This window comes from Streptomyces sp. NPDC033229, assembly GCF_055576875.1.
Genome location: NZ_JBVIQR010000045.1, coordinates 14,431 through 26,482, shown reverse-complemented (window position 1 = coordinate 26,482; position 12,052 = coordinate 14,431). Strand labels below are relative to the sequence as shown.

General features: G+C 69.1%; 11 protein-coding genes. 10 read left to right on the top strand and 1 reads right to left on the bottom strand.

Annotation, left to right across the window (positions count from 1 at the left end; all coding sequences use genetic code 11):
• Positions 1 to 61: 61 nt before the first annotated feature.
• A complete protein-coding gene (locus ACZ53N_RS30040) occupies positions 62 to 826 on the top strand; it encodes an alpha/beta fold hydrolase (RefSeq protein ID WP_469143954.1) in 765 nt (254 codons plus the stop codon).
• A 229-nt stretch (positions 827 to 1,055) separates the two neighbouring features.
• Here the strand turns inward: ACZ53N_RS30040 and ACZ53N_RS30035 are convergent, their stop codons facing one another.
• Positions 1,056 to 1,484 carry a hypothetical protein gene (locus tag ACZ53N_RS30035; RefSeq protein WP_469143953.1) on the bottom strand — a complete coding sequence of 143 codons (429 nt, stop codon included), beginning with the start codon at positions 1,482 to 1,484 and terminating at the stop codon, positions 1,056 to 1,058.
• Between the two features lie 360 nt (positions 1,485 to 1,844).
• Between ACZ53N_RS30035 and ACZ53N_RS30030 the strand changes: the two genes are divergently transcribed.
• From ACZ53N_RS30030 to ACZ53N_RS29990, 9 genes are all read left to right on the top strand, one after another.
• On the top strand, positions 1,845 to 2,726 hold the full coding sequence (locus tag ACZ53N_RS30030) for a hypothetical protein (RefSeq protein WP_469143952.1): 882 nt from the start codon (positions 1,845 to 1,847) through the stop codon (positions 2,724 to 2,726).
• 93 nt (positions 2,727 to 2,819) lie between these two features.
• On the top strand, positions 2,820 to 4,502 hold the full coding sequence (gene murJ / locus ACZ53N_RS30025; RefSeq protein ID WP_469143951.1) for a murein biosynthesis integral membrane protein MurJ: 1,683 nt from the start codon (positions 2,820 to 2,822) through the stop codon (positions 4,500 to 4,502).
• Positions 4,503 to 4,764: 262 nt separating this feature from the next.
• Positions 4,765 to 5,328 carry a YceI family protein gene (locus ACZ53N_RS30020; RefSeq protein WP_469143950.1) on the top strand — a complete coding sequence of 188 codons (564 nt, stop codon included), beginning with the start codon at positions 4,765 to 4,767 and terminating at the stop codon, positions 5,326 to 5,328.
• A gap of 149 nt (positions 5,329 to 5,477) precedes the next feature.
• Positions 5,478 to 6,182: a lysophospholipid acyltransferase family protein gene (locus ACZ53N_RS30015; protein WP_469143949.1), complete on the top strand. Its 705-nt coding sequence runs from the start codon at positions 5,478 to 5,480 to the stop codon at positions 6,180 to 6,182.
• Between the two features lie 95 nt (positions 6,183 to 6,277).
• Entirely contained in the window at positions 6,278 to 6,910 is a 633-nt protein-coding gene (locus ACZ53N_RS30010; protein ID WP_469143948.1) for an AAA family ATPase, read from the top strand.
• A gap of 389 nt (positions 6,911 to 7,299) precedes the next feature.
• The gene (locus ACZ53N_RS30005; protein ID WP_469143947.1) at positions 7,300 to 8,340 is read left to right on the top strand and encodes a 3-oxoacyl-ACP synthase III family protein; all 1,041 of its coding nucleotides are present in this window, start codon (positions 7,300 to 7,302) and stop codon (positions 8,338 to 8,340) included.
• Positions 8,337 to 9,326 (top strand): alpha/beta fold hydrolase, encoded by a 990-nt coding sequence (locus tag ACZ53N_RS30000; protein WP_469143946.1) that lies wholly within the window; start codon positions 8,337 to 8,339, stop codon positions 9,324 to 9,326. The genes ACZ53N_RS30005 and ACZ53N_RS30000 overlap by 4 nt, the downstream gene beginning before the upstream one ends.
• On the top strand, positions 9,326 to 10,993 hold the full coding sequence (locus tag ACZ53N_RS29995; protein WP_469143945.1) for an AMP-binding protein: 1,668 nt from the start codon (positions 9,326 to 9,328) through the stop codon (positions 10,991 to 10,993). The genes ACZ53N_RS30000 and ACZ53N_RS29995 overlap by 1 nt, the downstream gene beginning before the upstream one ends.
• On the top strand, positions 10,990 to 11,991 hold the full coding sequence (locus ACZ53N_RS29990; RefSeq protein WP_469143944.1) for an NAD-dependent epimerase/dehydratase family protein: 1,002 nt from the start codon (positions 10,990 to 10,992) through the stop codon (positions 11,989 to 11,991). The genes ACZ53N_RS29995 and ACZ53N_RS29990 overlap by 4 nt, the downstream gene beginning before the upstream one ends.
• The last annotated feature ends 61 nt before the right edge of the window (positions 11,992 to 12,052 follow it).

Below are 12,052 nucleotides of genomic sequence, written 5' to 3'. Positions count from 1 at the left end.
CAGCCGCCGACACCAGCACCAGCACCAGCACTGGGCAACCGCCTCACGACCGGGAGACGTAGTGACAGGACAGGTTGTTCCGCACGAGGTACAGGGCGGCGGCTCCGAACGGTGCCTGCTGCTCCACAACTGGTTCGGTGACCGTACGAGCTTCGAGCCGATGCGCGCGTACCTGAACGGTGACGCGTTCAGCTACGCGTTCCTGGACTGTCGCGGATACGGCGAGGCGAGGGACATGGCCGGCGCGTTCACCATGGAGGAGATCGCCGGGGACGCCCTCGCCGTGGCCGACCATCTGGGCTGGGAGACGTTTTCGGTCGTCGGCCACTCCATGGGTGCGAAAGCGGCCCAACTGATGCTGCTGGACGCGCCGTCCCGCGTCCGCTCGATCATCGGGGTCTCTCCGGTGCCCGCGTCCGGTTTTCCCCTCGACGAGGCGGCCTGGGGACTTTTTGCCGGGGCCGCGGAGAATCCCGGCAACCGCAGGGCGATCATCGACAACACGACGGGCGGGCGGCGCGACGACGCCTGGCTGGACGCCATGGTGAGCCGCTCGGTGGAGAGGTCTTCGCCGGCCGCCTTCCGCGCGTATTTGGACTCCTGGGCGCGGGAGGACTTCCACGAGCGCGTGGAGGGTAACCCGGTGCCGGTGCTGCTCGTCGCCGGGGCGCACGACCCGGCGCTGGGTGGCGAGGCGATGGAGTCCACATGGCTGCGGTGGTACCCGCATGCGGAACTCCACGTTTTCCCGGACGTCGGCCACTACGCGCCGGAGGAGTCCCCTGAAGCCCTCGCGGTGGCTGTGGAGCGGTTCCTCGGCCGGTGAAACGCGGCGTTGACGGCCAGGACAGGAAGAGACCACCCGCACCATGAAAGAGGTGCGGGTGGCGCCTTTTACGGGAATGACGGCCGGCCCGGAACGAATCCGCGCCCTGCCGTTTCCGATTTTGACTGCCGCAATGCGGGGCGCCCTTCACCAGGGGCGCGAAAAAGGCGACCACCGAATTCAGTGGCCGCCTTTGCGGATTACCCTTGGGGCACCTGGCTAAAAACCGTTATACAGGCTCGCCCGCGGTCGGCTTGGACGTCTTCGCGCGACGCTTTCGGGCCTGCGCCGGAACCTGCTGGGCCTCCCGGGAAGCAGCCACGTAAGGCTGAAGAGCCTCAAGGTATTCCTTGAAGGTGTCCTCGCCCATGTCCAGCTCCCGGCGCTCGTAGACCACGCACGGCCGCATGGCGATCTTCGGGCTGCCGTCCTCGTTCTGCTCCCCCGTGTCGTACTCCTCGGTGCCCTTGGCTGCCACCAGAAGCTCGACCGAGAAAACACCCTCGGTGACATCCGGCTTCAGGTCGTCGTGCTGGAGCAGACGCCCGTAGGTTGTCGTCGTAAGCGTCTGGCCGCCGACTACCGTAGTGGTGACAGCCTCTTCCACTCCCGGCTCACCCTTTTCGGATTCGTCGACCTGGACAAACTTGACGGCCATTGCGGTTTTCCCTTCTCGAAGACAGTCCAAATGATAGGCGAAAGTATGCCCGTTGAGCCAATCCGTAATAGAGAATGACCCCTTTTGGGCGAAGGGTGATTTTTGGTGTCTCTCCGGGTCTCTTGCTGAATCTTAAGAAGCCGAGGTTGAAGGGCCATACGGTCAGTCCGCGGCGACCCGGCCGGGGCCGCTCCCGTACGTCCGGGAGCAAGGCCGTTCAGGTTCCGTCGCAACCGATCGGCTTCGTACGCCGCGTCCCGAGACGGTAAGGGGACGAACGGACAGTCACACATCCGGAACACCGTCGTGGCGAGCCGGTGATGCCGCCCCGAGCACGGTGCGAGGACCTACGGTTGCCCCATGCCCAGAGTGCGCGACTACCCCCTCCGCCTGAAGCAGCCGGTGTGCGACGTGCAGGCGTTCCTGTCGAGCGCGGGTGGCCTCCGGCCGTACGCCCTCGCGTCGGCGGACTTCGAACCGCTGGTGCCCGAGGGAGAGGGCACCGATGTCCTCGCGTTCGTCAACGACGTGCCCGCCGCCGAGCTGCCGCCGGAGTTCGGTACGGCGTTCGGCGAGGGCGTTCTCACCGAACTGCGCGCGTGGTCGTTCAACGGCGTGCCACCGTACGCGGTGCGCGTGCGGCTGCGCGACGCGCGCTGGCGCGAAGGCGAGTCGACCGCCGCCGGCTTCGCGTGGGCCGGTCGGCGTGCCGCCCGTGAGGCGGGCCACTGCATCCATGAGGGCGTCCTCCCGCGCCCGTACGTCACTCGCTGGCCGCCCGCCCGTACAGCGACGCACCCGGTGCCGGAGTACGACGTGCCCGGGCCCCGGCCGAGCGTGCCCGGCCGCCCCGTCCGTGATGTGCGCGTGCGGCTCGTCACGCCCGCCGCCTGCGGAGTCTTCGCCATGGCCACCACCGACTTCGAGCCGCTCCCCGCCGACTCGGGTCTCCTCTTCGAGTTCGCCGCGGAGGTGCCGGAGGATCGTCTGCCGCGCGAGTTCGCCGACGCGTTCGAGCACGGCGTCCATCACACGCTCTGCGCGTCCGGTACCCGCCGGGTGCCCACCACGGCCTTCCGGGTCCGACTGCACGACGCGAAGTGGCACGAGGTCGATTCCAACGAGGTGGTCTTCGCCAAAGCCGGCCGCAGGGCGGCCGCGGAGGCCCTGCGCTGCTGCGCGGAAGGCGGCGCCCCGCGCCCCGTGGACCCCTGGCCGGCCCTTGGCGGACCCCGCGCCTGAGACCGGTACCGCACCCCCCGGAGCCGGGTGCGCCCCGCCTGCCCGGATGAGCCGGAAGGCCGCAAATGATCTCCGCACCGTAGATTTGAGCCCATGTCAGAGGGCAAGAACACCGCGGCGACGCGGTCGCGTGAGCAACAAAGGCGGCGGCATGCCGCCCGGAAGCCGGAGGCGGGCACGGGCGGGCTGAGGCGCTCGTCCCTGCTGATGGCGGCGGGCACGGTGGTGTCCCGGGCGACGGGGCTGATCAGACAGATACTCCAGGCCGGTGCCCTGGGGACCGGCCTGCTCGCCACCACGTACAACAACGCCAATGTCGTCCCGACGAGCCTGTACTTCCTGTTCATCGGAGGGGCGCTGAACTCGGTGCTGGTGCCCCAGCTGGTCCGGGCCCGAGCCGATGATCCTGATGGCGGCCTGGCCTTCGAGCAGCGCCTGGTAACGCTCGTCCTGTCCGTGCTCGGTATTGGCACGCTGCTGGCCGTGTGGGCCGCTCCCCAGATCATCAGCGTCTACCAGACGGACTCACCGGAGAACCACGCCGCGTTCGAGCTGACCGTGGTCTTCGCCCGGTTCCTGCTTCCGCAGATCTTCTTCTACGGAGTGTTCAGCATCCTGGGGCAAGTACTCAACGCCCGGGGAAGGTTCGGGGCGATGATGTGGACCCCGGTCCTCAACAATGTGGTCCTGATCGCGATGTTCGGCGTGTACGTCGGCATGATGACCGTCCCGGACCGGGTGGAGGACATCACCTCGACACAGGTGACGCTGCTCGGGGTGGGCACCACGCTCGCCCTGGCCGTGCAGGCCCTCGCATTGATCCCCTGCGTCCGCGCCGCCGGATTCCGCTTCAGGCCGCGCTTCGACTGGCGCGGCACGGGATTGCGCAAGAGCGTCGCGGCGGCCCGCTGGACGCTGTTGTTCGTGCTGGTCAACCTGGTCGCCACCACGGTGGTGACGCACTACGCCACCGCGGCGGACAAGGCACTGCCCCACGACGGTGTGGGCTTCACCGCCTACACCTACGCGCAGACGATCTGGATGCTGCCGCAGTCGATCGTCACGGTCACGCTGGTCACGGCGCTGCTGCCGCGGATGACCCGGGCCGTCGCCGAGCACCGCCTCGACGACCTGCGAGGTGACCTCTCCCGGGCGCTGCGGGTCAGTGGCGTCGCCATCGTTCCCGCCGCCTTCTTCTTCCTCGCCTTCGGCCCGCAGATCGCGCAGTTGCTGTTCGCGCACGGCGCGGCCGACGCCGCATCCACCCGTCCTCTCGGGCACATGCTGCAAGCCTTCGGGCTCGGTCTGATGCCCTTCTCCGCGCAGTACCTGCTGCTCCGCGGCTTCTACGCCTTCGAGGACACCCGTACACCGTTCCGGATGGCCCTGCGGATCAGTGCCGTCAACATCGCCCTGGCCACCGCCTGCCATGTCCTGCTGCCCGCGCGCTGGGCGGTCACCGGCATGGCAGCCGCCTATGCCGTCTCCTATGCCGTGGGCCTGTGGGTCACCGCGCTGGTGCTGCGGCGGCGGCTGGACGGCCGGCTCGACGGCCGGAGGCTGTGCCGCGTGTACGGCAAGCTCACGGCGTCCGCGGTGCTGGCGGGAACGCTCGGCTGGCTCGCGGGCCGTGCCTGCCCCACGGCCGCCGTCCCGGCCGCGTGGGCTCCGGCTTTGAGCCTGGCGGCGGGAGGCGTCACGATGGTGTGCCTGTTCGTGCTGCTCGCGAAGGCTTTTGAAATCGGCGAGTTGCGGAGCCTGCCGGGCCTGCGGTGATCCGTCATCCGGGCACGCACCCTGGTCCTGGCGGGCGACGAGGGCCGCGAAGCGGTAATCCCACTCCGTGACGGCCAGCGCGGTGACCGCGAGCATCAGCGTGTCGGCGAAAACCGCGGTACCGCCGTTGGACATGAAGAGGTCGTGACCACCGCCTCCGAACACATTCCCCACCCGGTCACCGTACCCGGGATTCCCTCCGCAGGAATCCCGCGCGCTCCCGTCCTACGCTGGCTGAAGGGGCACATGCCAGGGAGCTGCCATGGTCACGACGAAGTGGGTCTTCGAGCCCGGTCACACCGGTGCGGAGTTCTGCGCCAGGCACATGATGGTCACCTACGTGCGCGGCCAGCTCAAGAACGTGCGCGGCATGATGGAGGTCGACCCCGACGAGCCGGAGAAGGCCCGCGTCGAGGCCACGATCGACGCGACCCAGGTGTACACCGGGCAGCCCGAGCGTGACACCCATCTGCGCAGTGCCGACTTCTTCGATGTCGACAACCACCCGACGTGGACGTTCGTCTCCTCACGCGTCCATCAGGTGAGCGCGACCGGGTTCGAGGTCACCGGCGATCTCACCGTACGCGGAGTGACACGCCCCGTGACCTTCGACGTGTCGTATCTGGGGCAGTGGGACACCCCCTGGTGGGAGGACGGCCGGGACACGGGGCCCAGGCGGCGCGCCGGGTTCACGGCCAAGGCGCGGGTGAACCGACATGACTTCGGGGTCAGTTGGAACGATGTGGTCGACCGGGGCGGGGTGGTCGTCAGCGACATGATCGACGTCATTGTCGACGTCGAGGCCGTGCGCGAACCGGCCGAGTAGGGGGGCACGCTCGCGGCACGGTGCACGGACACCACTTCCGGCCATCCCCGGCGTTCCTCTCATGGCTCAAGTGGCACTCTCCCGCTCGTCGCTCCGGCGGTTTACCGTCCCTCGGCACGGGGGTCGCTGACGGAGAGAGGCTCACTGACTTGTTCTACTACGTGTTCAGAACCGTGGTGCTGGTGCCGTTGCTGCGGTGGCTCTTCCGGCCGAGAGTCGAGGGGCTGGAGCACGTGCCGCACGAGGGGGCGGCGATCATCGCGGGGAACCATCTGTCGTTCTGCGACAGCTTCCTCATGCCCGTGATGATCAAGCGCCGGGTCACCTTCCTGTGCAAGAAGGAGTACTTCACGGGCCGCGGCCTCAAAGGCCGTCTGACCGCGGCGTTCTTCCGGGCCAACGGGCAGATCCCGGTGGACCGGTCCGGCGAGGGGGCCGGGCGGGCGGCGGTCGAGGAGGGCCTGCGCGTGCTGGGCAGGAGAGAGCTGCTCGGCATCTATCCGGAGGGGACGCGCTCGCACGACGGTCGGCTCTACAAGGGGAAGGTGGGGGTGGCGGCCATGGCGATACGGTCGGGGGCGCCGGTGATTCCGTGCGCGATGATCGGCACGTTCGAGTCCCAGCCGATCGGGCGCCGGCTCCCGCGTCTCACGCCGATCACCATCCGCTTCGGGAAGCCGCTGGACTTCTCCCGCTACGCGGGAATGGAGGAGCGGCGCGAGGTGCTGCGGGCGGCCACGGACGAGATCATGTACGCGCTCCTGAAGCTGTCGGAGCAGGAGTACGTCGACCGGTACGCGGCCGAGGCCAAGGCGGAGCAGCAGACGCCGGTCCTGGCCCACCAACCGCGCTGAAGCGAGGCGCGCCGGCCGGCCCGGCAGCACACCGGGCCGGCCGGGACGGGCTTCCGTTTCGCGCCACCGGAAGACGGTCTCGTAGGGTCTTGTCCATGCTCTTGTGGATCAACGGCCCCTTCGGTGGGGGAAAGACGCAGACCGCGCACGAGATCCAGCGCCGGCTCCCCGGCAGCGTCATCTGCGACCCCGAACACGTCGGCTTCGGCCTGCACCGGATGATGCCCCCGGCCCTGCGCGAGGACTTCCAGGACCTTCCAGCCTGGCGGCAGGGCGTGTACGAGGTGCTGGACCGGACACTCACCGCGTACGAGGGCACGGTGATCGTGCCGATGACGGTCGTGGAGCCCGCGTACTTCCGGGAAACCGTCGGCCGGCTGCGGGAACGGGGTCACGATGTCCGGCACTTCGCGCTCCTGGCCCGGCGGGAGACGGTGCTGCGGCGGCTGCGGGAGCGTGGCTTCGGGCACGCCGTGCGGCTCGTCGCCGGGAAGGACGCCCCCTTGCGCCGGGAGAGCTTCGCGGTGTCGAAGCTCGACGGTTGCCTGGAGCGGCTGCGCGAGGCGGAGTTCGCCGACCATGTGTGGACCGACCACATGCCGGTCGCGCGGGTCGCCGACCACATCGCGGGCTCCGTCGGCCTCACGCTCGCCCCGAATACCGACAGTCCGCTCCGCGGCCGGCTGCGCCGTGCGTGGACGGGAGCACGGCACATCCGGTTCGACTGACACCGCTGCCGCCCGGGCACGTCGAGGAGTCACGGTGCGCCGCGTCGCTTGTCGCGTGCATGCGCTTTTCGGGAACGTGACAATTGCGCCCATGCCGACGGCCCTTAGCGTATGTCTCCCGGCCGAATGCCACAAGAAGGCATGTAAGAGATATAAACAGATCGCATTCTTGACAGGATTTAAGCGAGCCCCGTCTTCACTACCGTGCGCCCCCTACAACAGATGGACGGGCCTCTTCCGGTCTGGGCATGCTGAGATGAATCCACGACAACGGGGCTCCTCGCTCGATTCTTCATCCCACCGGAATTTCTTCCCGTTCCTCATCGGCCCGGCTCTCGGTCGTGATCCCCGGGGAACACCGATGGTTTTTTCATCGGAGGTGCTTCACCATGCCTGATTCCAGGGCCCTGTTGGAAGGGATCGCCGTCCATCTCCCGGATCGCTACGTATCAGCGGTGGAGATCGAAAGCGCGATCGGGCACTCCAGTGCCGACTTTCGGCCCCCGCGGGGCCTGATCTCGCAACTGACCGGCGTGAAAGGCGTGTACGTCCTCCCCGATGACCAGCAGGCGTCGGACCTGGCGGCAGCCGCGGCAACCCAGGTGCTGGCCGACAGCGGCGTCCGGCCGGATGAAATCGACCTGCTGATCTTCGCATCGTCGAGTCAGGACATGATCGAGCCCGCCACCGGGCACATCGTCTCGGCCAAGCTGGGCCTTGGCTGTCCTGTCTTCGACCTCAAGAACGCCTGTAACAGTGTTCTCAACGCCATCGAGGTCACCCAGGCGCTGATCGCGTCAGGACAGTACGAAAGAGTGCTCGTGGTGACCGGGGAAGCGCCCTCGCGCTGTGTGCGCTGGTCGGTGCCCGACGCCGCGGCCTTCGCGCGGTCCTTCGCCTCCTACGGTTTCTCCGACGCCGGCGCCGCCACGCTGTGGGTCGGCGACAAAGGCGTGGGCGACACGGGCGGGTCCGCCGGCCGACGCGGCGTTCTGGGAACGGAGTTCGCGGCCCGGTCGGCTGTATGGGAGTGTGCGACCGTCGCCACCGGAGGAACTGTCCATCCCCGTGGTGCGGACGAGCATTCCTTCTTCGCCATGAACGGCATCACCATGCGCCAGGCCTTCCGCAGCCTCGATGGCCACCCCTGGAAAATACTCGATGGACTTGGGCTCACCTGGGAAGACTTCGACTTCGTGGCCATGCACCAAGTGGCCGTGGCAGAGGTCGAAGAGGTGCGCAAGCGACTGGGGCTGGCGCCCGAGCGGGTTCTGATCACGGTGTCGGACCACGGGAACGTGGCATCCGCCTCCCTTCCCCTGCAACTCGCCCAGGCCATGAAAAGCGGTCAGGTCAAGACAGGTGACCTGGTCGCGCTGATCGGCCTGGCCGCCGGTGCCAGTGCCGGAATCGGTGTGATCCGCCTATGAGCCGGGCCATCGGACTCTCCGCCGAGCAGGCGCGGCGGTTCCCCGACTATCCCTTCCGGGGGCATTGGTTCAGCCAGGGTGGGGCCCGTCAGCACTACCTGGACGAAGGCGTCGGTCGGCCGCTGCTGATGCTGCACGGGAACCCGTCGTGGAGTTACCTGTGGCGGCACGTCGTCCTGGGCCTGCGTGACACCTATCGCTGTGTCGCGCCGGATCTCATGGGCATGGGGCTCTCGGACCGGCTCGATGACCCGGTGGGCACCCCGATCGCCGTTCACCGCGCGTCGGAGGTGAACCGCCTCGTCGACCACCTCGTCGAGGAGCACGGCGCCCCCGAACACGGGTGGACTCTGGTGACACACGACTGGGGCGGCCCCATCGGCCTGCGCTTGGCTCGCCTGCGCCCGGGCACCGTGGGGCGCCTCGTTTTCCTCAACACCGTGGGGTTCCCCTGGCCTGCCGACTACCGGCTGCCTCGGGGTCTACGCGCCATCAGGCACTGGCCGCTGAGCCGACTGGCCCACCACGCCAACGGGTTCGTGCACGCCGCTGTCCGCCTGGGAGTACGCGGTCCCCTGCCGACGGCCGTCCGCGCCGCCTACCTGGCTCCCTACCGGCGTCCGCGGGACCGCGGCGCTGTTCTGCGCTTCGTCAAGGACATTCCACTGGGGCCGGCCGACATCGGCTGGACCGAGGCCCGGCGTCTGGGCGACGATCTGGACTCCCTCGCCGGCCTGCCCACGTTCATCGGGTGGGGCATGCGCGACCCGGTCTTCGACGATGTGGTGCTTGCCGAATGGACGCGGCGGCTGCCGCGGGCGGCGCTGCACCTGTATCCGCACGCGGGCCACTACGTGATGGAAGACGCGGCAGACCGCCTGGTGCACGACGTGCGAGCCTTCCTTTCCTCGTCGGATTCCCGACTACCCCGCCGCGCCCCGTCCCACGATTCCGGCACACGCTTCAGGAAAGGAGCGCCGAGCTGATGGACAACGTGCTGGACATCTTCGCCCGCCGTACGGGCGAGCGACCGGATACGGCCGCGCTGGTGGATCATTCGTCCGGAAGGGCGGCCACCTGGACGTTCACCCGATTCCACGAGGAGTGTCTGCGGGCTGCTGATCTGCTGGGAAGTTCCGGGGTCACAGCCGGCGCGCACACCGTGATCCTGGTGAGGGCTCCCGTCGATTTCCTGGTCAGCGTCTACGCCACGATCGCCTTGGGTGCCGTACCGGTTCTTGTCGATCCGCATCTGCCGCGTGATGCCGTCAAGCGATGTCTGGCCGACGCGGCTCCCACCGTGTTCATCGGTGACCGGCTCGCGCACCTGGCGCGGCTGGCTCTCGGCTGGGCGCGCTCGACGGTTTCCCTCGCTCTGCCCCCTCCCCGTGCCGGACGGCGCCGGACCCGGCCTCCAAGCCCGGTGACCTTCCAGCCGTCCCCGGACCGAGCGGCCCTCATTGCCTTCACCTCCGGATCCACCGGCCTGCCCAAGGGCGCCGTGTACACACACAGCCACCTGTGCTCCCAACTCCAGTTGTTCCACTCCGCTCTGGGGATCTCTCCGGGGACCGTGCTGGTATCGGCGTTCTTGCCCTTCGTGCTGTTCGGGCCCCTGCTGGGAGTCACCAGCGTCCTGCCTCGCATGGACTTCTCCCGCCCGGGCCGCACGGATCCCCGGAAGCTCACCGAAGCCGTCACGGCCGGCTGTGCCTCCGTCTTGCTGGGCTCGCCCGCCGTCCTGACCGCACTGAGCGCACACTGCGCCGCCCGGGGAGAGCGCCTTGACGGCCTGACCGATGTGCACTGCTTCGGTGCGACGCTGCCCCTACCCGTCCTCACCCAATTACGCGGGAGTCTGCCGTCCACAGCGCGGCTGCACAGCGTCTACGGGGCCACCGAGTGTCTTCCGGTCAGCACGGTCGAAAGTCGTGAACTCCTGGACGGCACGAGCCGGGCCACCCTGCGCGGCGAAGGTGTCTGCCTGGGCCGGCCGGTGTCCCCCTTGCGGGTCCGGATCGTACGGGTGCGGCCCGGCGCCGTGGCCCGGTGGTCATCGAGCTGGCCGGCCGGGCCCGGGGAGATCGGCGAGATCACCGTGGCCGGGCCGAACGTCAGCTCCCACTACGCCGGCAACACGCGCGCCACCGACCTGAGCAAGGTCCCCGAGGCCGGTCATGTGGTTCACCGCACCGGTGACCTCGGCTGGATGGACGGCGCGGGCCGCCTGTGGTTCTGCGGACGTATCGACCACCGCATCCGAACCGCCACCGGCTACCTCGCGGCTGAACCCATCGAGGCAGCGCTCGACGCCGTGCCCGGAGTCAGCCGCTGCGCCCTGGTGGGGATCGGCCCGGCGGATGCTCAGACGCCCGTCCTGTGCATCCAGCCGGACGCGCACTACCGGCGTCGCCGGTATCACGAGCTTCTCGTACGCGTCCTGGCGGCCGCGGCACCCCTGCCGTCCGGCGCGACGATCACTTTCGTGCTGTTCCGGAGAAAACTGCCCGTCGACATCCGCCACAACTCCAAGATCGACCGGACGGAACTGTCGCGCTGGGCCGCCCGGTGCCTGCTCGGGCGGCGGCGGTGCGGGCGGCGGCGACCGCACGGTGCAGGGGGAGCCCGCCCCGGATCGGAGACGGACCGATGAAAGTCCTGGTCACCGGCGGCACCGGTTTCCTGGGCCGCGCCATCTGCCGCCAGCTCCTCGGCGCCGGCCACGACGTCCGTTCCCTCAGCCGACGGCGTGAGCCGAGCCTGGCAGCCCTCGGCGTCGAGCAGCACACCGCGGATCTGCGTGACGCCGCGGGGGTGCGCGCCGCGGTCGCGCACTGCGACGGCGTCGTGCACTGCGCCGCGAAGGTGGGTTGCTGGGGTGCCGCGCGGGAGTTCCGGGACATCAACGTCCTGGGCACCCGCCATGTGGTGGATGCCTGCCGCGCCCACCGCGTCCCCCGCCTGGTCCACACCTCCTCCCCGAGCGTCGTCTTCGACGGGAACGACATCGAAGGCGGCGACGAATCGCTGCCCTATGCCCGGCGCCATCTCAGCCCGTACTCGCGGTCCAAACAACTCGCCGAGCAGATCGTCCTGGCGGCCAACGGCGCCGACCTGGCGACCACCGTCCTGCGACCCCACCTGATCTGGGGTCCGGGAGACCCACACCTCGTTCCGGCCCTCCTCCGGCACGTCCACGGCGCGACCATCACCATCCCCGGCGACGGGGAGAACCGCATCGACACCGTCCACGTCACCGACGCGACCGTCGCCCATACCCTGGCCCTGGAACGGCTGACCCCCGCCGGCGCCACGGCTGGACGGCCCTACTTCATCACCCAAGGAGCCCCCCGCACCCTCAACGAGACACTGACCGCCCTGCTGACGGTGGTACTCGGCCGGCCCGTGCGCATCCGTCATCTGCCCCGGCGCTGCGCCGAGCCGCTCGGCGTCGGCGCGGAATTCCTCTACCGGCTCATGCGGACGCAACGCGAGCCGCCGTTGACCCGGTTCGTCGCGGCGGAACTCACCACCTCCCACTGGTTCGACATCTCCGCTGCCCGCCGTGATCTCGCCTACACCCCCGATCCGGACTGGGGCGCCAAGGTGGCGGGGCTGGCCCCTCCGTCCACGGAGAGCCGCCGCGGCTGACACCCCGCCCCGAACGAACCCCTGTCTCTACCCCGACCCGTGCCCCAACCAGGAGGCCCCC